This is a genomic window from Candidatus Omnitrophota bacterium (assembly GCA_041649175.1).
Lineage (GTDB): Bacteria > Omnitrophota > Gorgyraeia > Zapsychrales > JBAZNR01 > JBAZNR01.
This window is the reverse complement of sequence record JBAZNR010000003.1, coordinates 272,167-298,404: the sequence shown is the minus strand read 5'-3', so window position 1 is coordinate 298,404 and position 26,238 is coordinate 272,167. Positions and strand designations below refer to the sequence as shown.

The following is a 26,238-nucleotide window of genomic DNA, read 5'->3' as shown; positions in this document are numbered from 1 at the left end:
TTTACTGCTTATTACGAATGAGTTGTTCGCGGTTAAGCCCTAAATTTGACAAGGCGGTTTTAGAATCCTTATTGTAGGCGCGCGCAAAAACAGTAATTTCTTTCATGGTATGAAGCCCTTTTTCCGCTAACTTTTTCAAAACCGCCGTACGGACTTCCACTTCGTCAATAATATCTCTTGGCGATAAGCCGGCGATTTTCGCCAAGCGGTCGCGGTAAACCGTGCTGGTCGCGATGCTGCGAATAGCTTTACGCTCATAATCATATTTGAATATTTGCGACAGCAAAATAGTCTTTTGTTCCATCCCGCCGGTTTCGCTCACTTCATCTACAACGCGGTAAACCTTATCATGAACGTGAAATCTTTTCATAATAATAAAAACATCCACCAAATTTACTAAAATTTCCGGAACATTCATCGGCTCATTTTGTAAACGTAAAATCGCTTCGCGCGCGGTTGAAGCATGAATAGTTCCTAAACAATATTTTCCTACATTAACGGCTGTGATCATATCACGTGCTTCCGCCCCGCGCACTTCGCCGATTACGATCCGGTCGGGGCGCATACGCAAACTATTTTTAACAAGCATGGAAAGCGGAACATCATCGTCGCTTTCAAGCCTCGAACAGCTGTCTTCTAAAAAGGTGTTTAGCTCAAGGGTATCTTCAATAATAACCATACGTTCATTGGTCGGGATAAAACAAAATAAGGCATTTAGAAGTGTTGTCTTCCCGGTTCCGGGGCCGCCGGCAATAATGATATTGGCGGGCTTAATGGATAATCCTTCCAAATAAAGCCATAACTGGGCGGCGACTTCATAGGTCAGCGTCCCGCGCTGGATAAGATCAATGATACTTAATGGTTCGACTTTCGCTTTTGTAATGGTGATCTGCGGCCCGAACGGCGACATAACAATGTTGACGCGGCCTTCCAGATTGGGAAGCTCTAAATTCATGATCTTCTTTATTTCCATTCGCCCGGAAAACAAAAGAAGTTTTTTGATAAAAAGGTCTATTTCTTTTTGAGTATGAAACCTTTTTCCTGTCTCTACCAATCCTTTTTGAGAATGATGAACGTAAATGGGTTTTAACGAATTGATGATAATATCTTCAATCTCCGAATCGCAAAGCAGGTCCTCAATAACGCCGTAGGATAGGAATTTTTCGATAAATTGTGTTTTCTCTTGAGCGCCGGCGACCTTGCGAAGTTCATCCTGAAGCTTAGCTTTATGGTTTTCTCCGCCGGCTTCGCTAAGAACAGAGGTGATGGTCTCTTCTTTCTCACTTTGGGATTGGAGAAGGGTGAATTTTCCCCACAGCTTATCGACAACCAACGATTCTAATTCCAGATTTTCGTTTTTATTCATTTAAATTACCTTTTGTGAATTTCCCGAGGACTTTTCGTTTACCAGCATCAAAAACACATCTAATCTATCACCGCATTTTTCACTTGTAAACACAAAACTCGTTTCTATTTCTGAACCTCTGCAGGCGCCCTATCGCTCTGAGAAGCTTCAGGCCTAGTGGCCACAATAGCAATTTTCTGTAAGTCTAAATAAGTCTTAGCGATGCGGACAAGATCTTCGCGGCTTACGCGGTCAATATTCTGATCATAATTAGCGTAATCCGAAAAACCTAAGCCATAAAGCTCATCCAGCGCGATCGTCATCGCTAAACTCGCGCCTGTCTCAAGGCTCATATGATGGACGCCTTTCAGATATGTTTTTGTGCTCTGCAATTCTTCATCGGTAAGCACGCCCGCGGTTAATTCACTAACTTGCTTAAGAAGTATTTGTTTTACTTTCTCAATATTTTCATCCGTTGTCAAAACATAGCCATAAATAAACCCCGTTCCCATTCCGGGAATAGATTGAGCGCCTAAAGTGTAGGCCTGCCCCAATTCATCCCGGATTTGTGTGAACATCCGTCCGCTTAAAGGCGACCCTAAAATAGACATCAGGATTTCCAAGCCATAACGATCAGCATTGGTGATTTCAGCGCCCTGAAAACCAAACGTTACCATCGCCTGCGTCTTATCCATAAACATTACTTCTTCGGCCGGGCGTGCTAACGGTAAGGGTTTAGAAAAATCAAATTTGATCTCTGTATTTTTAAGAAGCGAAAATTCATTTTGTAATCTGCGAGAAATTCTTTCCGCATCAAAATCTCCGATCACGGCTAAAACCATGTTTTCAGGAACAACGAGTTCTCTGTAAAAAGCAATAATCTTCTCCCGCGTGATTTGATTCACAGATTCCAGGCTTCCCAGGGAATCATTTTGATACGGATGTCCGGCAAAAAGAATTTGTTTTAATCTTAAAGATGTGCTGGACGAAATGCTGTCGTCGCGTTGGCGAATGGCAGTTTCCATTTGTTCTTTTTGCTGAAGAATTTCTTCCGGAGGAAAAGTAGGATTTTTCATGATATCAGTTAACAGCTCAATGGTGAAATCAATATCCTGCGATAAGCAATCAGCCTTTAGCCCAAAACTATTTTGCCCCGAGAAGCTTCCCACATTCATTCCAAGCATTTCAGTCGATTCGGCGATTTGCTTAACAGAACGTGCTTTTGTTCCTTTGTTCCACAAGCTTGACATTATTTCGGATATGCCGCTGCCGTATTTCGCGTCCGCCAATACACCGCCGCGCAAAGTTAATCGCATCGAGACCAAAGGAAAACGATGATCTTCTTTTAAAAGCAAGGTCATTCCATTATCTAAAACTATTTTTTTGATTTCGAAAGTTCCCTGCAGGGCCGGCAAAACCGCCTGAGCCTCGGATTCTTTCTTAGGTTTCACGATCACTGTCGTTGAAGAAAAATCATTGAGATATTTGTTCGCTACTCTCTTGATATCCGCGCTTCGAATATTCTTAACTCCCTCAACATATTGCTTGGAAAAATTGAAATCTCCCGTCATGGCTTCGTTTAAAGCAGCATCAAAAGAAATATCCGCCGCTTGCTGACGGTCAAAAACATACCGGCTTAAAACTTGCCGTTTAGATTTTTCCAATTCTTTAGTTGAAACGCCTTGGCTCTTGATCAATTCGATTTGCTTTTTGATCTCATTAAGAACAATATCGATATTCTTCTCATCTAAAAGGCAGTTAATTTCAAAAAGCCCTTGATCCATCGGCGTAAAATTATGCGCGCTGATAGAGTCGACGATCCTCTTATTTTTATAAAGTTCTTTAACTAGGCGGGAACTTTCCCCCTGCCCTAAAATCATCGCCAAAACATCCAGCGCCATCATATCATTATTGAGAATTCCAACTCCCTGAAAGACAATGCTCATGCGCGTTAGCTGTGTGGCATATTCTCGGTCAATGCGCCGAGCTAAAAGCTGCGAGGATTCCGCAGGTAAATTACGGATGATAAAGGGGCGCGGCTTAAAATCCTTAAAAGCCTCTTTTATTTCCTCTAGCGCATTTACGCCGTTTAAATTTCCGGCAATGGTGACGATGATATTATTCGGGATATGGGTATTCTTATAAAAATCGAAAAGTTCATCACGAGTTACGGATTTAAAAAGCGGCTCATAACCGATGATAGGAAATTTATAGGGATGACGAGTGTAGGCATTTTCAAAAACAAGTTCATTGAGAAAATTTTCCGGACGGTCTTTGTAAAGCCGCATTTCTCCTAAGATCACTTCGCGTTCTTTCTCGACTTCTTCGGCATCAAAAACAGAATTCACCAGCATATCTGATAAAATATCCAAACCCTTTGAAAACTGCCCCTGCGGAAGCTCGAGAGTATAAAACGTATAGTCAAAGCTTGTGGAAGCATTGATGTGCCCGCCCAAGGCTTTAACTTCCTTGGAAATTTGGCCCACCGTGCGCTTTTGTGTCCCTTTGAACATCATATGTTCAATGAAATGGGATAATCCGCATCCTAAATATTCCCTTTCAGTTGCCGAGCCGTTTTTAACAAGCGCCTGGACGGCAACAACCGGGCTATCGGGGATTTCCTGAATGAGAACTGTCATTCCGTTTTCCAGAACAAAACGCTGTGTTTGACTTTCAGCAAAGGAAAAAGAATATCCCGCGAGAAGGAAGCTCAGTGCTAAGAAAAATCTGAATGAAGTTTTTTTCATTTTATGAACCTGAAGGGTCGGCCTTTTTTCGATATTCGTCAAATAACTTTTTAACATCTGTGTCAATATTTCGAATAGCCTGCGAAAGCACGAAAACCAAAAGCGAAAATTGCCAGCAATCATCCGGCGCCACAATGAGCCCGGTTAGGACATCTTCTTTTTGCTGCAATTGCTCAAGATGAGATTTCACCGCTTCCGACATTTTTCCTTCAAAAACATTCAAAGAATGAGTTTGATTATCGTAATTAAGAGACGGGAAGCTTATGCCACGCATTAGAAAGAAATTTAGAATTTGCGGGTCAGAAGACGGCGCGTTTGTGAAATCAAAACCATTAAACCGCGGCATATTAGGCGGCAAGATCAGAGACGGCCGACTGATCGCAACTTCTCCGCTTCGCACAACCGTATCTCCTGTATTGATCGTTGACTCTGACAAAAGAATGTATGGAACGTGAGTATCGCTAAATGTGGAGAGATTTTGAACGCGGGATCGGACGATCTCGGTATTTTTAAGTGCTTTTTCCCAGGCTTCGTTTGTTTCCATAGACTACCTTTTGATGCTGCAATCCAGCAGTTCATCTTATCAGAAAACGAACTGTTGACACCGCGCTCGTGGTTCGGCTTGTCGCCTCACGACACTCGCTTTGGCGTCCGCCATTTTTTCCCTTGTCGGGAAAAAATGGCGGAGAGGGAGAGATTCGAACTCTCGAACCACCTTTCGATAGTCACACGCTCTCCAAGCGTGCGCATTCGACCACTCTGCCACCTCTCCGAAAAGCTTCCTTAATACCTTGCTAGAAAAGCTTGAGGACTTTGAGCTCCGAAGGAGCGAAAAGTTCCCGTTTAGCCAACTACTAGAAAAGCGCGAGGACTCTGAATCTGCCGTTAAGCAGATGAAGAGTTCCCGCCGCTCAAATACTTTTCTTCAAAAGCACGAGGACTCTGAATCTGCCGTTAAGCAGATGAGGAGTTCCCGGCGCATAAATCATAGCGAAATAAAACATCCGCAAGGAAAGTATTATTACCGATTCCCTTGCGGATATCAATAAAGAATTTCTAATCCTTATTTATTTGCAATAAGCAAAACAAAGGCAATCACCGCGATGACCAACCCCGCGATCGCCCGATGTTTCAAGATCCACTGATCGATAATATGAAAGGAGGTGTTTTCAATTCTTGGGATAAGTCTTGTCTTTAAGCCGTATTCCTTCTGAAGGGCCTTGTCAAAAGCCGTAAACGCTTCGTGGGAAACCATCAAGATCAAGCCGACAACAAACGCAAAAGAAACCATAATATAGAAAAATAATTTATAAGAAACTTCCGAGCCTAATACATCAATCATATTCCCCTCCTCTTGTATATGCGTTGATGTTTTCAAAAATGTGTCCGCCTTAAGTATAACAAAGAACAACGGGAATGGCAATTTTGCTGATAGCGCGCATATAGCTCGCTTTGGTGTTCGCTGTTTTTTCCCTTATCGGGAAATCTATTAGCGCCACGCTCGTGGTTCATTCTAACATTGCGACTAGACTTTGACTCGGACGGAGCCTCGTCAAAGTCCGTTATTTTTCTCTATATTGTGCAAACTTCTTTCCCTTTCGGGCTAAAGAAATTTGCACTTGTTGAAAAAATAACGGAGAGGGAGAGATTTGAACTCTCGATGGACTTACGCCCATAACGGTTTTCGAGACCGCCCGATTCAACCACTCTCGCACCTCTCCAAAATTTTGTTTCACAAAATTTTTGACTCCGGGCCTCAAAAAGGCGAGGAGCCAAATAAGAATTATAAAAGTTTCGAGGACTAAAATTCGCTCCATTATATGGAGCGCCCCACGTAACGTCAAGGTGTTTTGTTGCCTCGATTATTGAACCTTCACCCGCGCCGTCCGCTCAATGGTTTTCCAGCTTTCAATTTCCTCGAGTGGATCGGAATCAATATCTGCACGACTCGTATTGCTTTTTAAAATGCCTTTTTCCGTGATCCCAAACTCCGGCTTTCCCGGCCATGGACCAACCGGCGATGCGGAAATAATAAATTGATCTGGGCCTAATGCTTCCATGGCATATTGATACCCTTTAAACTCAGCTTCTTTGAAACATTTGTGGTCAAGATATAATCGATCCAAAGCGGAAATAACAAAAAATTTAGGCAGCTGCTCTTTGCTCGCCGGATAGAACCCCTTTTTTTGATGGTGCGCGGCAAAAATCCTTCCTAAAACATCAACGTTAAAACGCGCCTGCCGCGCTTGACCGGCAGCATGCGTCATGAACGCAAAAATAAAAACGGCCAAACCAAAACTAAAAATGGCCGACGTCAAAATGGCTTTCCTTCGATCAAATGTTATCATGATTTGATGTGATGTGCCCCGCTATAAACATCTTTTTCAATAAAAGCCGTGAACGCAAAAACCTGCGCGACATCATTTTTCCCGAGAATTTTTTGCAGGCTAGTAAGTGAAATTCCTCTTCTCATTAAATGCGCCGCAAAAGTATTTTGAAAGATCTCAAAATTAACCGAACTCGGGAAAGCGATCTGCTTTGCAATGTCTTCTAACTCGCTTTGCAACTTTTTCTTACTTAACGTGGGAAAAACTTTCCTAGAATTTGACTGATCCTTTCGATGGTCTTTAAGTTTTTCTTTGGCCTGAGCCACCAAGAAAATTGTTCGCGCCTGCGCCTTTTTCTTAAAAAGAATGCTGATACAGTTTCTCGTCCAATCAATATTATTCCAACCAAGCTGAGCAAGTTCTTCTAACGATAACCCCGTTGCTAAGATAATTTCTACGGTCAATTTCAACAACGGCGACGCATAACGTAAAAATTGCTCCGCTTCCCTTTCGGAAAGAATGACCGGAATCTCTTTTTTATTGGCCGGTAAGATCCGCACATGCAGCGTTGGATTATCATTCAAATACCCGAGTTTTATCGCGTGATCAAAAACTTCGCGTAGCAAAAAAATATTCAAATTAACGTCCGGCTTATTTGCTTTATCTAAGAACGAGCGGAAATCTTCTATGACTCTGGGCGTAAGTTCAGACAGCCTTGCAATATCCGGCCTGTCCTGTTTTAAGAAAACTTTGAAGTTTCTGACAAGAGACCGAAAGCGCTGAAAGGTTTTTGGCGAGAAGTCTTTTTTAATGCCAACTAAGAAATCATCTAAGAAAACAGTCCAATGAATGTCTCGGACAACTGTGGCCGCTTCGCCTCTTGAGATCTTTTCCTCGGTCTCTTTTAAGGCTTTAACAGCCAAAGCGCGGCTTGGACCTATTTTTTGCTGGTATTTAAGCCCGCGGGCAAGAAATTCGATAAAATAGTCACTGCCGATCTTTTGTATTTTTCCCATAGGATAGATGAGGGAGGTTAAGAGAAGTGGGTGTTGATTCTTCACGCTTACTGCCCCTTGCCTCTGCGCTCCGTAATTTTTTCAAAATTACGTTCGCAGGCTTCGGGGTTATTTTGTCACCTTCCGGTAACAAAATAAACGGAGAGGTAGAGATTTGAACTCTAGATGGACCTCACGGCCCATAACGGTTTTCAAGACCGCCGCATTCGACCACTCTGCCACCTCTCCGAAAAGCTTCCACGTTTTTTACTAGAAAAGCTTTGAGGACTCTGAGCCGCGTATGAGGCGAAGAGTCAGATAAGAAAATGTTTAGAAAAGTTTCGAGGACCCTCAAGGGGCTTAATAAAATTTACTTCAATTTTCCTCTAATTTTCTGCCAGATACGCTTCAGCACAGATTTCGGCTGGCTTTCTTCAACCCTATGCTCAACAATTTTCCCGCAATATTGGCAGGCGATCGCATATTTGTCGATTTCCTTACTGCACCCGGGGCAATTTTTCATGTCCAGTCACTCTTTCTAAAAAAGAAATCAAAGTTTACGGAATAAAAAGCTGATTAAAAACACTTGTGTAAACACCATTGGCTAAATTCGCCATGACCACAAAAAGCTTTGGGAAAGAAAACTCAGGGTAAATCAGATCAAATAAAAGCGCGAGAATAATAACATTAGGAATATAAATAAGGATCATCGAAAAAAGATAATGCGCTTTGGCAATATTATTATCTTTGGCCCGCAACGACTTGGCGGTAAAAATAAAATGCAGGCTTAAGGTAAATCCGGTCAAAAACATAAAATATTTACTCGCCCCGACCATCGACGGAAAGAATAACGTAAAAAAGTAAATGATCAAAATAAAAAGCGAATAGATCGGCAGAACGAACGGCGCAACTTTAACTAATGGCGCAAAGAACTGAAAAACATTACCAACCAAATCATATCCGTATTGATAGATTCCCTGCGGCTCATAAACGAACAGGTAAATAATTAAAAATGCAGAAACCCCTAAAAGAAATCCGTTTTGGTCGACTTCTTTGATAGTCTGGAATTGATGTAAAAACCCCGCCGTAACACCAATGGCCACCGGGATCAGCAAAACAAAAAATAAGAATTTTAAGCTTTCAGCGATCTTTTCTTTCAATTTTCGTTTTTCCTCCCATATACGGCCGCAATACTTCCGGGATAAGCACATCCCCGTCTTTGGTTTGATAATTTTCTAAAATAGCGATCATGGTTCGCGCTAAAGCAACACCCGAACCATTCAACGTATGGACAAAACCGGTCTTTTTTGTTTCCTTGTCTTTATAACGAATGCTTGCGCGGCGCGCTTGAAAATCTTCGAAATTGGAACAGCTGGAAACCTCCAACCATTTATCCATTCCGGCCGCATACGCTTCAAGGTCATAACATTTCGCGGCCGCAAAACTCAGATCGCCGCTGGCCAGTAGCAGCACCCGGTAAGATAATCCCAAAAGCTGTAAAACTTTTTCGGCATTACCGACCAATTTTTCTAATTCATCATAGGAAGTTTGAGGTTTAACAAATTTGACCAGTTCAACTTTATCAAACTGATGAACACGTACTAATCCGCGAGTGTCTTTCCCGTAAGAACCGGCTTCCCGACGGAAACACGGAGTATACGCCGCGTAAAATATCGGCAGGTCTTCGTCATTTAACACTTCATCCCGATGAAGATTAGTGACCGGAACTTCGGCTGTCGGAATAAGAAAAAGGTCGTCGTCTTTGAGCTTGTACATATCTTCTTCCATTTTGGGAAGCTGCCCTGTTCCGGTCATCGAAGCGCGGTTCACCAAAATAGGAGGAAGAATTTCACTGAACCCATGTTCGCTCGTATGCAGATCCAACATAAAATTAATAAGCGCCCGCTCTAATCGCGCGCCGTCTTTTTTATAGACGATAAAATTGGATCCGGAAATTTTTGTCGCACGCTTAAAGTCAATAATATCTAAACTTTCGGCGATCTCAATATGGGTTTTGGGTTTAAAATCAAATTTTCTAGCTTCGCCCCATACGCGCACTTGTTTGTTTTTCTCCGGACTACCGATCGGAACGGATAAATGCGGGATATTTGGAATGTTTAAAAGCAGCGCGTCCATCTTTTCATCCAGCTCTTTGGCCTGCGGTTCAAGCTCGCCAATTTTTTCCGTGATCTCCTTCATGGCGGCAATTTTTACTTTAGGATCTTTCTTTTCTTTTAATAAGGCGCTAATCTCATCATTAGCTAAATTCTTTTTATTGCGCAACTCGTCTATTTTTTGAGTGAAATCCCGGCGCTTTACGTCGCAAGATAAAAGTATATCTAGATCGATCTTTACATTCTTGGCAATCAGGCCTCGGCGCACCACTTCACTATTTTCTCTGATAAATTTTAGATCAAGCATAGGACACTTTCAAGATTTGGCATCGTAGGTTAAACCGGAGAAAATTCTTTGATCGTTATTTCAACTTGGCGAATTAATTCTTTGGCGTTGATGGGCTTGGTTAAATGGATTTCCCCGCCGACTTCATAATGTGTAATAACATCTTTCGGTTCATCCATCGATGTTAAGAAAATTACCGGAATATCTTTGGTGCGGCTATCAGCCTTAAGGCGGCGACAGGCTTCATCACCGTGAATGCCGGGTAAAACGACATCCAAGATGATCAGATGAGGGCTTTGGGCTTGAGCGATCTCTAATCCCTTTTCCCCGTTTTCCGCGATCAAGACGCTAAACCCCTGCTTAGCTAATATTTTTTGCGCATAAGCGCGCTGTGTGGCATCATCTTCAACAATTAAAACTTTTTTCCCGGCCAATGGATAAAGCGGATCTTTTTCGCCTTTAATTCTTTTTAGGATTGATTTAAAACACATATATTATCTTTCCAAAACTGCCTGAATTTGTTTTAAAAGGTCTTCGGCCTTGATAGGTTTTGTTAAATGCGCCATCACATCCATTTCAAAATGCCCTAAGATATTTTTCGGATCATCTACGACCGTTAAGAACAAAACCGGAATATTGTGGGTTTCGGCGTCTATCTTAAGCAAGCCGCAAACTTCCGTTCCACGAATATCCGGCAAGATCTCATCTAAAATGATCAGATCCGGTTTTTGGGCCTTGGCGATTCTAAGGCCGCTTTTTCCGTTATCAGCCGTTAAAACCTTGTAGCCGTCTTTTTCCAAAACCCGCTGGATAAACCGCTGGTCGCTGGGCGTATCTTCAATAGTGAGAATAGTTTTTTGGGGATTTCCCTTTTTATTTACCATAGGTTGTTTTATTGTAAAACAAAGACACGAGAAAATCTAAAGAAATTTTTGATTTAAAACAACAGGGCGTCCCCGCCGCAAAACGCGGCGGGGACGCCCTCGTATCAATCATCACGATCGTTTTTTCTTTAACTACTGCGCCAAAAACTCCCACAATTCTTGATCTGCAAACACTTTCTCAATAGCTTCGCTAAGCGACTCATTAACAACCTTCGCGTTTGTTTCCTGTGAAGTAGGGTAAAAAGGGCGCTATCTTTTTTTCCAGCATAAGATTACCAGTAGAAAAAATAGCTTAAAGTCAATCGCTCTCGGGTATTCTTTTCAAAAGATATCTGCACGGCATGTTGCTTGTTGATCTGGTATTGCAGTTTAGCCTGCACGGTCTCAATATAGCCGTAATCTTCAAGGCCAAACTCCAGCCCATAATCTGTCTGAAGCTTGAGAGAATCACGGCCGATAATAAATCCCATTAAAGGACCCGCGCGGTACTGCTGGTCGAGCGAATGCAAAGACACATTCATAAATCCATAAAGAATACCAATGTTATCGGCCTTTTCGACTAGCCCAACTCCTCCATCCAACACATAATCATATAAAGCATTATCATCTCCACCATATCGATCAATACCTACCCGGGTCCTCCAAGATAATGGATTTTCTTTCGCCTCTTTGATAGAAAATGTTCTAAAATCCTTAATTTTAAGAAAATTAAAAGTATCTACAAATACTTCATCAGAATCGAAAGGGATTCCAATATTTAGGTCCAAAGCAACAAGTTCGTTATATTCCAATGCATTCATACCCACTGATTCTTTTCTAAACACAGTGACTCCTACCGCTTGAAACGGATCTCTGCCCCGATCATGAACGAACCCAACATTAAATGTAGACGGTGGTGAAACATCAGCGGGAGACGGAATTTCCGGTATATTCAGAGGAATTTCCTTTTTTATCGGCAACCGTAATCGCTCCAGAAGAATCTTGTCCTTGTATTCCTTCAAACGGTGGTCGGGATTTTCCTCATCACTCGCCATTAATTTATAATACTGGTATGCAAGCAAAGCGTTCAGCACATTAATACGACTAGAGGTGTCCAATTTTCTGAGCAGAGGGCTAAAATCTTCATTATCCCCATTTGCAATATTAAGATACACTCCGCGTTCCTCACTGCTAAGGCGTTTGAGCTCGTAAAATAAATAACGCCGAGCTGACGGAATATATCTTATATCTTTGATCAACGCAGCCTCTTTATTTTCTCGCCTTTTCACATCAATTTGTTTCAGTCTGTGAAACAGCTCTTCCGGCACGTAAATCGGATAGTCGAAATTATAGATCTCTTCTTTGATAAAGATATCAAGCAGAGCGGCCATGCCCTGAGCACAATTGGCGCTCAGAAAATAATATTTAAAACGCTTGGTAAGCAATTCAGCAAGATGATAGATGAGCATCTTTTTTTCTAAATTGGTAAGCTCAAGTGTATACTCCCACATATCCCTAAACTCTCTGTTGGTATAAACCTGGTCATGGGCATAAAAGAATTTATCGGAATACGTAGCTCTGTAGCCACCAAATAGCCCATTTAGTATATACATCACTAAGTTTTCGTTAATTGGAACTGTGGCGCCATAGCTGATGGAAGTGTCGAATAATCCCAACAACTCATCGTTACCTTTGATCTTCAGATTCAGGAGGGCATGGCCAAATGAAGACGCAGGGTTACCTAGATATCCACTGACATAAAACAGACTGATCGCTTCAATCTGATCAAGGCGGGCCCACTTGCTTAAAGCGGGGCAAAGACTCTCATCGCATCTGTAATTCGGAAGGTCGAGCTTCTCGTTAAGCCAGGCATACCTTGCTGGAAATATACAAACAATGTTTTGGTCACCCGATTCTCTTTTGACCGTATGTTCTGGGGTAAAGTAGGCTTCAATTGTTGCTTCTAATTCTGCCTGGGGGTCAGTTTGCCCTCTGTCGGATAAAAAAAAGTCCCTATCCAGTATGAGGCTACGCCCTCCTTTAAAGTGAAGAAGCCCCCTCCAAAACGGGTCATCTACTAAATGCAACGTATTCGCTTTTTCGATATACGAATTAATCTCTGACGCATCAACAACGGGAGTGAATAGCATATAACCCATAAGAAAAAGAAGAGGCCATGCCTTAAGTATTAAAGCACGGCCTCTTGAGCTATTAAAAACTTTGTAGCCTAAAATTTTAGGCCAAGTCCTGAATCATTGTGAACATTAACTTTGCTTTTTCAAGATGATTCAGAGATGAATAATCATTCCTTTCAACCACCTCGAGGAACTTTGCTCTGAGATTATGAACAAACATTTCTTTTTCCGCTGTTGTCTTTTCGGACAATACGGCCAACATATCTAAATACTTGCCATCTCCCTTGGAGAGATCTTTTTCAATAGAGTCATATGATTTGTAGATGAAGGCTGCTAGCTCTGCTTTGCCACCCTTGCAAGCATCCGGCGTGGTCAATCCGGAGGTTGATGCCGTCGAACCATAATCCCAAGTAAAATTACTGACACTCGCGCCTATTGGCCAGCTAGGAAACAAAAGCGCACCGATACCGCACTCTTCATAAATCCCCTTTAAATCTTTAGTCTCAGTCTCTTCGGCATAAATGATTGAAGTTGATGCAATCATGACTCCGGTTAAAAGCAACGCTATTAAAATTCTTTTCATTTTTTCCTCCCTTTTCTTTAAAAGATTTATGTTAACAGTCGAAGGTTTCTTCGGCTGACTATTAAGACTACTTTTATCTCGGAAATTCTAACCAATATTTCAACTTTTTGATTATATCTTACTGCTTCTATCAAGTAAACAATTTTATACTTCAAATTTCGGGGCAAGTCCAATAACATAAAAAAGTACACTGCCCTCTTGTTTTAAATCTTTAATGTTAAAAACTAATATTTGATGGATCAACGTATTTATAATTCTTGACTGCCTCTGATACTTTGGATTCAGGGATTTCCCTCAGCATCGAAAAAGGCTCATTGTATTCCACATAAAGGTTCTCCCCTGCCTTGATCTCGATCTCCGTTATGAAATATTTAAACGATCCCTTTTCAAAAGTTAATTGATAAACTCCCGGCGTTACATAGGCGTACGAATAACCCATCGCCGTCAGATTAACAAATGGTTTGCCATTAAGCTTTACTGTTGGAATTAGAGCTCCCACCGAGGCTTTGGATCTAAAAACATACAGTGTTCCCTTATCAGTCGGAGAAGCCGGGGCTTGACTAAATAAAGGGCCAGTGGCATAGGTCGCACAGCCTGAAATGACCATACCCAGAAGACTCAAAATCAGGATTTGTTTCTTCATTTGATATTTTCCTCCCGGGGCAAGGTTCCAACATGTAAATTGACATCATCCGTCACATCGAAAACTTCAGGAAACCACTTATCGCCGACAAGAAATATTCCTCCGCCCTTCGATTTCAAAATATACGTATGTCCTGCAACAGCATCAAGATACTTTTTGTTTTTCATCCAATAAGTCTCAAAAAGCGTTTGACCACTAATACTAAAAAAGACCTCATGCCGTCCGGGTTTGAGCAGAATATATTTTGCGCCACGTTGGATTGGAACACTGTCACACCCATCAATGCGTAAACCCTTGCTCTTATCAACTCTCAAAATAGCCACCTGATTTCTCTCTGCAGCGTTATCATAAGTTTTGATGACCGACGGGCCGATGGCCGCACAACCGGACAGAGATAATAAAAGCATAAAAGTCAGGGAAAAATTAATAATTGTTCTGTTCATTGCGATCCTTTTTTGCTGGTTGACCAAATTTATTTGTTTGAAACTGCCCATATTTCTAGGGCAAGGCCGTTGCCCCCTTTCTCTTCTCCTCTCACTGCCCATCTTCTTCCATGGCATCAATCTCATCAACATAAAAAAGAGCTTTTCGCCAAGTTTCTTCATCCTTAAACTTTTTTGTTGCATCCCAAAGTTTCTTCTCCTTAGCAAATTGCTCTTCTTTTGGTTTTACAACGTAGCCATAATAACCCTTGAGTAAATAACCGTATACAAAATATACTTTTGTTTCCTGGCAAATGTTAATAGTCCAATCCTCAGCACTGTCATTTCCAGCTTTAAGTAATTTTATATCAGTAACAGCGATGGGGCATTTCTTTAATTCTTTGGGTAATGTTTTCTTAATATCATTAAAAACTTGCTTAAAGCTACTTTTTTTGATTTTTGACTGAGACAAAACATCTAAATTCATAAGTTCTGCGCTCCCCAAAGATAACGTAGCTAGCAAAATAACAACGACCAAGAAATTGACTCTAAAACAACACAACATTTAATTAGTCTCTCCTTCCCCAATTATTATTACGCAAGGGACATGGCCCGTTCTCGTTCTCGCAAATTGTATTTACCAAGCTTCAAAGCTTGTCCACATTTTTGCTACAATATCATTTTTAAACTGAATATGTGTTTTTTCTTTAGCGATATCTGGAAAATAATAAATCCAATGCTCTTCATTTTTAATTTTCCAAGGATCCCCCCATTTTTCGAGGACTTCTTCTCGTGCCATTCCTTCATGCACTGCAAGCAATTTGCCTAAATCGACAGGGTGTTCCATATACCATCTATCGCGTTCCTTATTGGGAAGTAAATCTAGAAAACCACAACCACTTGAAGATAAGCAAATACCAATGATAAGAGCATAAGCTACATTTTTTTTATACCCCAAATTAATAGTTGACATGCTGCCCCCCTCCAGTTATCGCCCCAAGAAATCCGTTAACATAACCAAAAGGACTTATTTCAGAGGAAGTCAGCTTTATTGGGTCAAACACATGCGTTTCACCATACACCCGCGTCACGCCTGCCATCCATGCAGAAGCATGTGCTCTAAACGAACCTACTGCGGAACCAATGGTGGTGAGTGACGATCCTTGCACCGCACCCCCATGCAATCCGGCATAAATCATTGCATTAGATGAAATAATTGACCCTTGGCTATAACCAACTAAATCTACCCGCAGTTGTGTAGCAAGATGACCTAGTTGCCTGTCCAAAGAACCAGTACCAGTAACTGTCTGAAGAAAAGATTCTGTAAAATCTGCCACAGCTCCATGGGATGGATTGTAAAATAAAACATCTGCGCCACGCCTTCCAGCCATCTGGATTGAATCATCCAAGCTCATGCCAACACCATTAGTAAAGGGCTTCACTCCATTTTGACCATACTTAGCAACGATATCAGCTTCTGATATTTTTGTTCCGGCAAAACCATTATCCGGTCCTTTCTGGATATCATAAAAGTTACCCTTTTCAGACGTCCAAGCTTTTATTCCTTTCCCAATTTCAATCCCCGCTCCTATTGCCGCAGCTGCTGTACCTGCATATCCAAGCACTCTGCTAACTTCAGAAGAAGCGTTGTCTCCAATGTGAGAGGTTGCCCGCGAAGCAAATCCTAAAATTCCCGCTGCCACAAACCATGGGTTACCTGATGCAATAGCTACGACATTAAGCATCTGATATCCAAAATTTGCCCAATCTCCAGTGACAACCGCCCTCCCCAAGGGGCTTACAAAATCTCCCCATTTCTTCCAAAAACTTTTCCAACTGTGTCCATCGGGATCAGTTCTATTAACTGGGTTATTGGAAACATAAGAATAACGATTAAGCGTCTGGGGATTCCCAACCGGATCTTGCACAATCGTATCTGCCGTTATGAATCTTCCCAGCTTCGGGTCATAATAACGCGCGCCGTAGTAATAGAGGCCGGTTTCATCATCGAGTTGTTTTCCGGTAAAGTAGAATTGCGCCTGTTCCTCGTCGCTTGTGCCTAGTCGCTCGTGTCTCGAAAACTGGCCATAAGGTTCATATTCTATCAACTCTTTCAGTACTCCCGCCGAATCGGTGACAACGTTCGTCGAGCCTAAATGATCACCATGGTAATAGTAAATATTACCACCCGTGATGGAGGCGACGCGCATATCGCCTAAGAAAATGTGGCGCGTCGCCTGATTTCCCCGCTTTTCATAAAGCGAGCCGACAAACTTAGTTGTTACCGTCTGAACTTCTACCTGCGGATTTAATTCACTGGGTGAGAGATTACGAATATACCTGGCCCTCGGGAAAATAGGCATTGCAGGTTCATCATCACTTAATTCATCATTAGCCGGGATATTGGCGTTTTCAATTCCCGCTTCCAGAATTTCATGGACAGACGGTTCATAAATGATCTTCTTAGTCCGCCCGCCATCCCCATCATACTCAAATCGCGCTTTTATGGTTGAATTAACTTTCACCTCCTTGAGCCGATTTTCGGCATCGTATAGATAATCGGTGATGCGATTTCCTGTTTCTGTTTTTTGGATCGTATTGCCGTTTTCATCATAAGAAAAATGCGTGCCATCGGAAAGGGATGTGACCGCGTGCGGTTTGGCGCCATTTTCTCCGTATGTATAAGTGAGGTTGTCTTTTTGAATGATATTGCCTATCGCGTCGTATTGGTAGGTTTTCACGCCGTAACTTCCTTGGGCAGAAATTAAACGATTTAAGGCATCATACTGAAATGTTTGTGAATCACTGTAAATATTATCTACGATTGCGATAATATTTCCAGAACTATCATAAGAATATTGCAGGTCTTGGATAACCTGATCTCCTGATGTCCTGGTCACCAAATGCCCCAATCTCACTGTTAGTGGATCATAATCATAAGTTGTCACATCACCATTGCCATAATCAATGCGCGTTATTTGCCCTTGCGCATTGTAATCAACGTTGGAAATATATTCTTCGCCTTCCCCATCGTAGTTTTCCAGGACATAACTTTCCGTTGGCGGGATAAAATCAGAAGTCCACCGGGCGACGCCTTTGGAAATTCTTAGCTCATCAATATAGCCATAGTGATGTCTGGTTGTATCCGCGGTGTCTGCCCCGATCAATAGATCGGCGGTAGAATTTGAAAAAGTTCCTTCGGCGGATGTATTTAGCTCCAGGGAAATTCCATCAACAAATATTTTCGATGTTCCGGACGATTTGGAATATGCGATATGATGCCAAGTATTAACATCTGGTGTCCATGCCGCCCTGATATTAACCGCTCCGGTCGCATCGTACATGACCAATTCATTGGAATCATGCAAATACATAAATACCCATCTATTGCCTCCCGGACCATCAGCAGGGTTGTATTGAGAACAAAAAGGAGTTGAGCCAAGCTTATCCCATCTCACCCATAGATCTATGGTCAGATCACCGCTTCCAAAGTTCCAATCATCACTATCAGATAAAGAAATCTTAGAACCTGCCCCGTCAAAATAAGCGCTGGAATCACCAAACTTACTTTGAGCCGTGGACACAGCTACCCGGCCATAAGGATATTCGGGCGGCGTAAAGTTAGACGTCCACCTGGCTTTTCCTTTAGAAACTCGAAATTCATCGATCCAGCCATTCAGAGAATTATCTGCAAGATGGTCATCCGCCCAATTTTCAGCTCCCAACGTAAACGGACGCGAATAATTAGGATAAGGCGTGCTATTTATAGCCGATGCTTCCAAAGATCCGTTGACAAATAAATACCAGTTGTTACCGGAGCGTGTTGCAGCCAAATGATACCAAACTCCCGGTAAAGGCGTGGATGTTCCGGTAAGGATGGCTAAAGGTATTCCGCTGTTGTGAGCGGAAAAATTCCAATGATCGCCATAAGCGCTGGAATATCTTACCTCCGCGCCTGTTGACGCGTTGCTCCACTGCGCCCAAACTGTTTGTTCTCCGGAAACAGTATTTAATCTCACCCAGCAGTCGATAGTGAAATCCCCCGCGCCAAAATGCCAATTCTCACTATCCGCTAATGAAACGCGAGAACTGTTGCCGTTAAGATAAAGGCTGGAACCGCCAAACTTACTTTGAGCCGTATCAAGCTGGGCTGTTCCTGAAAAAGTATACGCTCCAAAAACAGGATCTGTATAAGCAGCAGCTCCGTCAAATCCATCAAAGTGGCTGGCGAGTTTTGTATACGCATCATAAGCAGCAGTATTAGCTACGCTCTTTCCCGTCTCATCGCTGAAAACCACAGACCCATCGCTGCCGTCGGCATGCAAAAGAAGTTTAGACGCCGTATCGTAACTATAGCTAGACGCTCCGCTTCTCACCTGCTTGATCTGTCCCGCGCGATTGTAAACATAAAAAAGTTCGCCTTGGTCGGGATATTGAATTTGTGTAAGCCTGCTGGCGGCGTCATAATTTCGGTTAACCTCATAATCAATACCGTCGATTTTCTTAGCCGATTGAATTTCGCGGCCCAATTGATCATAGGTGAATTTAGTATCGTCGTGAGTTTCGTATTGCGCTTTTGTAAGCCGGCCTTTGGAAAAATTGACGACCGGATCATCATAAACATAATCAACATTTAGATTTGTCGGTGTCGATTTGTTGATCAAGCGGTTTAAGGGATCATAAGAAAAGTTGATTTCCTGATTTTTTGCATCAGTTTGGGAAATTAGATTTCCAGAAATATCATATTGATACTGCCAGACGCCCATATCGGGATCATTCATTTGCGTTTTTCGCCCCAACGTGTCGTAGGAAATATTTGTGACATTCCCTTGCGCGTCTTCCACCTGAATTAAATTTCCGTCGCTGTCATACGAATATAAGGTCGTCGCGTAAAGCGTAAAGGGCGCTTGCGGATAATTCGGACTTCGTCCGTCAGCGCCTAAATATTCTTCTTTTCTGATGAGCCGTCCGTAGGCATCCATATACGATGTTTGTTTATGCCCATTGGCGTCGATGGTGGAATTGGGCCAATCATCATAAATGGCGGTCGCGTAACTGCCGTCGGGATTGGTGGTTTGAACCGTTCGGCCCATCGCGTCATAAGAGACCAATGCGGACGGAACACTTAAGTCGATCGGGTCTATTGTATTTATTGAATTTGTTGAAAAAAACGAATTGAACTTACGATACGGCAAACCGCGTGAATTATATTGCGCTTGCCCCGAAACAATATATTGCCCCAGCGCTGCTGATTCTGTTTTGGTTTGAATAAGGCGTCCGAGCCCATCGTAAAATTGAACGGAGTCAATTGTGCCGGCCACCCCGTGATTTTCGCGCGCGTGAGTGGTTATTTTCATATACAAACTTGCGAATTCATACTCCACGCTGGACGTGGGAAAATCAATCTGATCCAAGGGCGAAACCGTGGCCACAGGACGTCCGAAGACATCATATGTTTTTCGCCCTTGCTGATTATTGGGATCGGTTGAACTTTTTACTTGTCCCCAAAGCCCACGGAAACCGTCGCCGCTATTCAAGGCGACGCCATTAACGCCATAATATTCGCTAACAGCTTGATGGCCTAAGGAATTTTCGCTTGTCAGAGGAAATAAATGATAAAGCGCGTCGTACGTAACGGTGGAAATATTTCCGGCTGGATTTTGAGTGGTTAAAATATTTCCGAAAGCGTCGTAGGAATAGCGGGCGGTCGGGCCATCAAAATCGTTGCCGCCCGCCCAATCCGTTTTTTTCGTTAAAAGCCCGATTGCGGGAAGCGACTCAAAATTTTCATTGTTATCATAATAAAACCATGACTGATGAATAATTGTATTGTTATTATCTTTAACAACTGCTCTTTTCGGGATTCCTAAAAGCCAATTATTTCCGGATGTATTATTATGGAATTCTGCTTCACTGCTGCGGCTATCATCATTAATATCAGCGCCTGTTGTTAAATTTACTTCGCCAAGACTTATTGCTTTTGTTAAATTTCCTAATTGCGGCGATTCTTCATAAAAATATTCTTCCGCCGTGCGCCGTCCGGTTTCATTGCCATCATAAATAAAATTATCTTTGCGTTGAGGATAAATAAAGCTAACTCCCGAAATAATTTCCTGCGATTGCCAGGTATTGACCGTTTTTCCGAATAGATTTCCCGCCGCGTCACGCGTTTCTTGCCGGCTAGGCCTTCCTTTATAAACATCATCCTGTAAAATCCAAGTTTCGCTGTAATTTCCATCGGGATCGATCGTTTTTCCATAACCAAAACCGCGGAATTCTCGATTGGGATGATTCCATAACCCGGAAGAAAATTGATACTGCGTCGTATACGTTTCATTCAATACAGACGTCGTGACAGATTTGACCGTATTAAATAGCGTCGGACTAAATGCAGCCTTATACCCCGCTCCGTCTAAATTTCTCACGGGAAGATTTTTGTATTCAATGCTCATTGAAGCACCAATGCCGTTATCCATTCCCGTTAAAACATTGGGCCGCGACGATAAATTTCCCGCCACCTGCGGATAAACTATGTATTGCTGTTGCGGAGCAGCTCCGCGCAATAAATCGATCAAACCATCACTGTTAAGATCCACTAACATATTCGCGTTATCGTCTAAGTCAGTGTTTGAATAGTTGCTTAAAACGATCGGCGGATAAAAACCGTCTTCTCCGTTATTAAGCGAAATTTGATACGGAACACCCGCCGACACTTGCCCTAAAAATACATCTAGAAGCCCGTCGCCGTTAACATCGATAAATTTCGCGTTGGAATTATCCGTTCCGCGAATAGGCGGATTAACCGCCGCAACGGGCGCGTTAAAGTCAGCATTTCCATTATTGAAATAAATTAAATACGGTTGATTATTTCCGGAATGACTTCGAACAATATCCGCCAGGCCGTCGGCATTCATATCAACAATACGCGTTAAATTTTGATGCGTAATAGAAATATCCGGGCTGTTACTGGTCAAAACTTCCGGGAAAAACCCGTTCACGCCGTTATTGACCCAAATATGATATGGATTCCACCCTAAAACGGCGTCTAAAAGTCCGTCGCCGCTTACATCATGGAGTTGCATATCCACATTATCCGTGCCGCGAATAGGTGGATTTGTTGCGTTAATTGGAGCCGTAAAATTTCCACCACCGGTGTTTAAATAAATAAGGTACGGTTGATTATTCCCGCCGTAGCTCTTGAGCATATCTGCCGCTCCATCGGCGTTCATATCGACAAATTGTAATAAGTTTTGGTGGCTGATGGAATGGTCGGGGCAATAATTAACGGAAAAAGGCGCGTTAAATCCGTCTATACCGTTATTGATCCAAACCTGGTATGGAGAACTGCTGTAAATAACATCTTTTAATCCGTCGGCGTTAAGATCGATAAAACGCAGATCAGGATCATCAAGTCCATGCGAGGGATAATTTGTCATGGCCACGCGGGTATTGAAATTAAAATTCCCGTTGTTAAAGTAAACATACCAAGGAAGATTTGTCCCCGATTGACTCTCGACAATATCGACCAATCCATCAGCATTCATATCAGCTAAAACAACTAAGCTACTGTTATAAATATGGATGTTAGGATAATTATTAAGGCCCTGATGTGGTTGAAGATTGACCGAGCTTCCGCTATAAGAAAATGTTGTCTGCGGTAAAGCGGTTGCACCGTCGCTGGCGTATTGCGTAACAGTATTAAGCCGCGAACGGTTAAGCTGATTATCAAAGGAATAATCAAATTGATATTGGCGTTGAAGATTTTCTTCGGCAAAAACATCAACGGAAGATAATTTCCGGCGAGTCTTAACACGAAAGCGCGAAATAAATGAAGTCATTTCATCCGCGCGATCTCCATAATGGAATTGAACCCGGGCAAACGGCGACAGCCCTTGGGTATTTCCGGTATAAATGATTTCGTCGGGATAAATTTGGTTTTCATCGCTGAAGTAACTGATATCCATGTAATTTCCGAGCAGATCTTCCACCCGGCTTAAACACCATTTAAAAACACGATTGCTGTTGTTGGGATCACTTTGGCGAGCTTGCGCCGTTTGCCCGAAATAATACTTGGTCCCCTTTTTGTCGGTGACCTTCCAATATCCGGAGATTTGCTCTATCTTCATAAAAGCGCCTTCATTTTTCGAGCGGTAAAATCCGGCTGACGCGTCAAAAACCAACTCTTGAGCTGATCCAGCCTGAACTAAAATAAAAGTATCCGCAGAATCATATTTCGGTGGGCCTTTTTTGGTTGAGCGCTGGATATTTCCTAATTCCAAGATCCATCCCATACCTAGAATTCCATTGGGCGAGCTAGAATTATAGAGAAGATTGATGCTTGGTTGAATTCCGGCACGGCCGGCCGGAACTTCAATGGGAATGCTAATCGTCGCCGTTCCAGTCGTTGGATCAACATCCAGTTTTTCAACCGACTGAAATGCTTTTCCGCCGGACATAATTGAAGAAATGGGAGAATCGCCCGAGTCGTCTTCCGGCGGTTTTTCCACTTGCGCTTGTTGCGAATCCCCGCTTCCTTCGTCGGGAACAGATCCCAATTCTTGCGTCGGCGCATCCCCTTGCGATTGCGCGTCTTGTTTTTCTTCGATTTTACTGATCTCCTGCTCCTGAGCAAATGCGGAATTTAAAACAAGAAAGCTGAATACGCCAGCCGCAATCATAAAACCAAAAACCTTTTTCATAGCATCTCCTCCTGTGCCACTTTAAGAAACATCTCCAACGAACACCTTAGGGATGAAAACCTATTCTGGCTTTCTTTCTATGATCCGCTCCATCGAGCAAGCTCTTGATCGCTTCAAAACAACCTTAAGGCAAGCATCTCCTGCTTCCAGTTTTTGAGGTGCCAAATTGACACCTCAAAAACTCACCTAGCAAATCAATAGGGACGCTTCTGTGGCCCAATATATATCTGTCCCTCTTTTTAAAGTTGGGGACATATATGGGTTACAAGACAGAAGCGTCCCTAATAGTTTATTCACAGCTTTAGCTATCCTTACCTTGGTAGACATCTAATATCTGTTGCGAAATCGCGAAACGAACATCACGCGACAAACAGCGAATCGTGTCATACCATTTCTTGTCTTTCCCTTTTTGTTGCGGCATGGCAACAAAAAGCCCTTTGGGCCCGTCTACAACGCGTAATCCCTTCACGACAACCAGATCCGCGATATTCATATCCACAAAAGCCTTTACTCTGTTATTCCCATCCACTTTGTGCATTCGGGCAATCCGCACATTAATATTATTTCCGGTCATTTTAATCTCCTTTATATGGACAAATTTTTGAGCAAACTTTTATTTTCGATGATCAACTTTCTTGCTGTTTTGCTTTGACATTGAATTCTGAAATTCTCATCATGGCTTTGTTTAAGGCAAATTGTTGAAATGCAATCGTTACTTGCTTGACTTTTTTGACGCTAATTTTTCCTGTTTTGATTTTTCTACAGCCGATTGATTGCCATCGCTCATGCATTTTCCGCACGGCTTTAGGCCTTTTTCAACGGCCGCCTGCTGATCGATCTTTTGCGTGTCTCTATTTTTGATAAAAACACATTCAGCCTTGTGATATTTTTTTCCATTTTTTGTCGCATAAACATCTTCGGCGAAAGCTAAAGCACTCACCGAAAGGACAGCAACGCATAAACTGAGTGTGATCATTTTCTTAATCATGTTTTTCTCCTTGTCATGATAGCCATAAACAACATGCTTAAATTTCAAAATTCAATGTCAAAACAAAATCCAAATGTCAAATTCCAAGAATCACGTTTTTGTTAAAGAATTTACGCCATCAATGATCCCCTTTTGAAATAGATGAAAAGATCCTCAATAATTGATCCGACTCATCAATAAGTCGGTCAATCTGATTTCCCTGTTCCCGGTTAGAATGCCGTAAAAGCCTTAACCAATATCCGCTTTCTTTCGATTCTCGGCGCGCTATTCCAATACGATGGAAAAATTCTTTTCGGGATACCGCTTCGCTGGCTTCGCGATAACTTGCGCCCACTAAGCTTGATGAACGAATAAGCTGCGTAACAAATTCCGCGCGAATAATATCTTTAATAAATGCCTGACACAGATCGGCACAATCTTTGGAAAATTGGAGCGTCCGATCTTCAAGATCAAATTTTTTTTCCGGGCCCCGATCAGAAAACGATTGCCCCTGGCTCGACGATAAAACCGTTAACTTAATCATGACGAACCTCTTTGGCTTGCTTGCTAAAACCACCGCCGGTAAATCCGTCTAAAAGCGCGGTTAACTCCTCAATGCGCATTTCCTTATCGATCCTCTGCACCGGCGGCAAATCTTCGGTAAAAACTAATTCCATCTGAAGCCGTCTCCGCTCAAAATAAAGCCGTGTCACTTGATCTAAAATATCTTCACGCAGCTCCACCATCAATTTAGAGCGAGAATCGATAGATGTTTGATCGGAGCTCCAGATCACATCTCCTAAATCCCAGGAAAGCGCAACTCCCCAGCCAAAATTATCATAAAACGTCTTATCATCCGGGCCGATATAGCTCGAACCTCCGGATGAGCTGGAGCCGTAAATGCTGTCGCCAATGGTTCGATTTCGGTCCTGATCTAGGCTTAAAGACACGCTGGGATACCATGCTTTCTTCTGAGCGGCCGACCGCCAGCCTTTAATTTTTTCAGGATTAACTTCCGCGTAATTGACCGCCATTTTCTGGACAAGAGAAATAGCCGGTTCGCTTTTAAAAGCTTCCTGTATTTTTGCATAGTCGGCCGTGCCGGAAAGTGCCGGCGCATTTCCCTCTTTTAAAACAAAAATACCGCGATCGGTCGCGGCGATTGGCGCGCCCAAAGGGCGCGCCACCAAAAAATTGATCTGATTTGTCTCTAGCCCCTTATAAAGCGCGGTCCACCTTTCCCCGTCAAATAAAAAGATCCCTTTTCGCGTTCCGGCAAGAATTTGTTCATTCTCTAAAATAGTTAACGAAGTTATGTTTTCAACAGGCAGACCATCGCTTTCAACTCTCTGCCACGCTTTATCTTGATCATGTTTTCTAAAAATCCCTTTTTGCGTCGTCACATATAAAAACTCACCCGTACCCATCCGTTTTATTTGACGAGCTGACACATCGTCTTGCGGCGCGTCACTGCTATTTTCATCTACATCAACAAAACTGCTTTCCTGCGATGCCACCGAAAAAACCTTATCAAACTCCTTACCGTCTTTGACGGTACGAAATATATCGCTTGCGGTCGCAACATAAATATATTCTTTATCACCCGATAGATCATAAATGGGCGTATGTGCCAGCACTCCGTTTCTTTTTTGCCACACAGAGCCGGAATTTTCCCTGACAAAAAGCCCATCCGCAGTTCCCAAGAATGTTGCATCTTTATTAGCCGTTACCGAAAAACATTGACGCTCCAAATCCGAATTTGAATAAAAGATCCGCTCCCAGACCTTACCGGCATCTTTGCTAAAAAATAATCCGGAATTTGTTGCGGCAAAAACCTGTTCCGGAAAATCTGCCCCTATATAAAGGAAGTTAGCTTCCGGCTGACTGCCCGGAATTTGAAAAGCCAACTCAAAATCCTGGCCGCCGTTTGTTGACTTGTAGATAGCTTTGGAAGTTCCCGCGAAAACTATTAATTCATTGTTCGGGTGAACAGCAACGCAGCTAACTTCAGATTCCCTGATGCCTCGGCCACCCTTTTCCCAGACAAAACTGGGATCAATAAAGGCAACATTAAAAAATGCGACCCCTAAAATCATTAGTGAAAGTGATCTT

The 26,238-nt window shown here is 42.6% G+C and carries 21 protein-coding genes and 3 tRNA genes; all 24 read right to left on the bottom strand.

Translation table 11 applies throughout. The features are described from left to right. Position 1 precedes the first annotated feature (1 nt). The 24 genes from WC676_08570 to WC676_08455 all read right to left on the bottom strand — a co-directional run bounded on the left by WC676_08570 (position 2) and on the right by WC676_08455 (position 26,222). Positions 2-1,366: an ATPase, T2SS/T4P/T4SS family gene (locus tag WC676_08570; GenBank protein ID MFA5060658.1), complete on the bottom strand. Its 1,365-nt coding sequence runs from the start codon at positions 1,364-1,366 to the stop codon at positions 2-4. Between the two features lie 104 nt (positions 1,367-1,470). After that, positions 1,471-4,092 carry a pitrilysin family protein gene (locus WC676_08565; protein MFA5060657.1) on the bottom strand — a complete coding sequence of 874 codons (2,622 nt, stop codon included), beginning with the start codon at positions 4,090-4,092 and terminating at the stop codon, positions 1,471-1,473. Between the two features lies 1 nt (position 4,093). Further along, entirely contained in the window at positions 4,094-4,636 is a 543-nt protein-coding gene (locus WC676_08560) for a hypothetical protein (GenBank protein MFA5060656.1), read from the bottom strand. A 136-nt stretch (positions 4,637-4,772) separates the two neighbouring features. Further along, a tRNA-Ser gene (locus WC676_08555) sits at positions 4,773-4,864 on the bottom strand. A 291-nt stretch (positions 4,865-5,155) separates the two neighbouring features. Then, positions 5,156-5,434, bottom strand: a complete 279-nt coding sequence (locus WC676_08550; protein ID MFA5060655.1) for a hypothetical protein — start codon at positions 5,432-5,434, stop codon at positions 5,156-5,158. Between the two features lie 292 nt (positions 5,435-5,726). Next, positions 5,727-5,813 (bottom strand) — tRNA-Ser (locus WC676_08545). A 141-nt stretch (positions 5,814-5,954) separates the two neighbouring features. Then, complete coding sequence (locus tag WC676_08540; protein ID MFA5060654.1) at positions 5,955-6,410, bottom strand: hypothetical protein; 456 nt, start codon at positions 6,408-6,410, stop codon at positions 5,955-5,957. 26 nt (positions 6,411-6,436) lie between these two features. Continuing rightward, positions 6,437-7,480, bottom strand: coding sequence for a tyrosine-type recombinase/integrase (locus WC676_08535; protein ID MFA5060653.1), 1,044 nt, complete (start codon positions 7,478-7,480; stop codon positions 6,437-6,439). A gap of 94 nt (positions 7,481-7,574) precedes the next feature. After that, positions 7,575-7,663: transfer RNA gene (locus WC676_08530), tRNA-Ser, on the bottom strand. Between the two features lie 308 nt (positions 7,664-7,971). Further along, on the bottom strand, positions 7,972-8,574 hold the full coding sequence (locus tag WC676_08525) for a hypothetical protein (protein ID MFA5060652.1): 603 nt from the start codon (positions 8,572-8,574) through the stop codon (positions 7,972-7,974). Beyond that, a complete protein-coding gene (serS, locus tag WC676_08520) occupies positions 8,555-9,835 on the bottom strand; it encodes a serine--tRNA ligase (protein MFA5060651.1) in 1,281 nt (426 codons plus the stop codon). The genes WC676_08525 and serS overlap by 20 nt, the downstream gene beginning before the upstream one ends. 29 nt (positions 9,836-9,864) lie before the next feature. Beyond that, entirely contained in the window at positions 9,865-10,305 is a 441-nt protein-coding gene (locus WC676_08515; GenBank protein ID MFA5060650.1) for a response regulator, read from the bottom strand. 3 nt (positions 10,306-10,308) lie between these two features. Next, positions 10,309-10,698 (bottom strand): response regulator, encoded by a 390-nt coding sequence (locus tag WC676_08510; GenBank protein MFA5060649.1) that lies wholly within the window; start codon positions 10,696-10,698, stop codon positions 10,309-10,311. Positions 10,699-10,970: 272 nt separating this feature from the next. Continuing rightward, on the bottom strand, positions 10,971-12,827 hold the full coding sequence (locus WC676_08505; GenBank protein MFA5060648.1) for a DUF4105 domain-containing protein: 1,857 nt from the start codon (positions 12,825-12,827) through the stop codon (positions 10,971-10,973). 85 nt (positions 12,828-12,912) lie between these two features. Continuing rightward, entirely contained in the window at positions 12,913-13,395 is a 483-nt protein-coding gene (locus WC676_08500; protein MFA5060647.1) for a DUF3015 family protein, read from the bottom strand. 217 nt (positions 13,396-13,612) lie between these two features. Continuing rightward, positions 13,613-14,038 (bottom strand): DUF2846 domain-containing protein, encoded by a 426-nt coding sequence (locus WC676_08495; GenBank protein ID MFA5060646.1) that lies wholly within the window; start codon positions 14,036-14,038, stop codon positions 13,613-13,615. Beyond that, positions 14,035-14,481, bottom strand: coding sequence for a hypothetical protein (locus tag WC676_08490; protein ID MFA5060645.1), 447 nt, complete (start codon positions 14,479-14,481; stop codon positions 14,035-14,037). The genes WC676_08495 and WC676_08490 overlap by 4 nt, the downstream gene beginning before the upstream one ends. 91 nt (positions 14,482-14,572) lie before the next feature. Beyond that, the gene (locus tag WC676_08485; protein ID MFA5060644.1) at positions 14,573-14,947 is read right to left on the bottom strand and encodes a hypothetical protein; all 375 of its coding nucleotides are present in this window, start codon (positions 14,945-14,947) and stop codon (positions 14,573-14,575) included. A gap of 150 nt (positions 14,948-15,097) precedes the next feature. Beyond that, positions 15,098-15,433 (bottom strand): hypothetical protein, encoded by a 336-nt coding sequence (locus WC676_08480; GenBank protein MFA5060643.1) that lies wholly within the window; start codon positions 15,431-15,433, stop codon positions 15,098-15,100. Beyond that, a complete protein-coding gene (locus WC676_08475; GenBank protein MFA5060642.1) occupies positions 15,420-23,159 on the bottom strand; it encodes a LamG-like jellyroll fold domain-containing protein in 7,740 nt (2,579 codons plus the stop codon). The genes WC676_08480 and WC676_08475 overlap by 14 nt, the downstream gene beginning before the upstream one ends. A gap of 301 nt (positions 23,160-23,460) precedes the next feature. After that, positions 23,461-23,733: a septation protein SpoVG family protein gene (locus WC676_08470; protein ID MFA5060641.1), complete on the bottom strand. Its 273-nt coding sequence runs from the start codon at positions 23,731-23,733 to the stop codon at positions 23,461-23,463. A 138-nt stretch (positions 23,734-23,871) separates the two neighbouring features. Beyond that, complete coding sequence (locus WC676_08465; protein MFA5060640.1) at positions 23,872-24,147, bottom strand: hypothetical protein; 276 nt, start codon at positions 24,145-24,147, stop codon at positions 23,872-23,874. 118 nt (positions 24,148-24,265) lie between these two features. Continuing rightward, positions 24,266-24,670, bottom strand: coding sequence for a four helix bundle protein (locus WC676_08460; protein ID MFA5060639.1), 405 nt, complete (start codon positions 24,668-24,670; stop codon positions 24,266-24,268). Further along, on the bottom strand, positions 24,663-26,222 hold the full coding sequence (locus tag WC676_08455) for a hypothetical protein (protein ID MFA5060638.1): 1,560 nt from the start codon (positions 26,220-26,222) through the stop codon (positions 24,663-24,665). The genes WC676_08460 and WC676_08455 overlap by 8 nt, the downstream gene beginning before the upstream one ends. Positions 26,223-26,238: the final 16 nt, after the last annotated feature.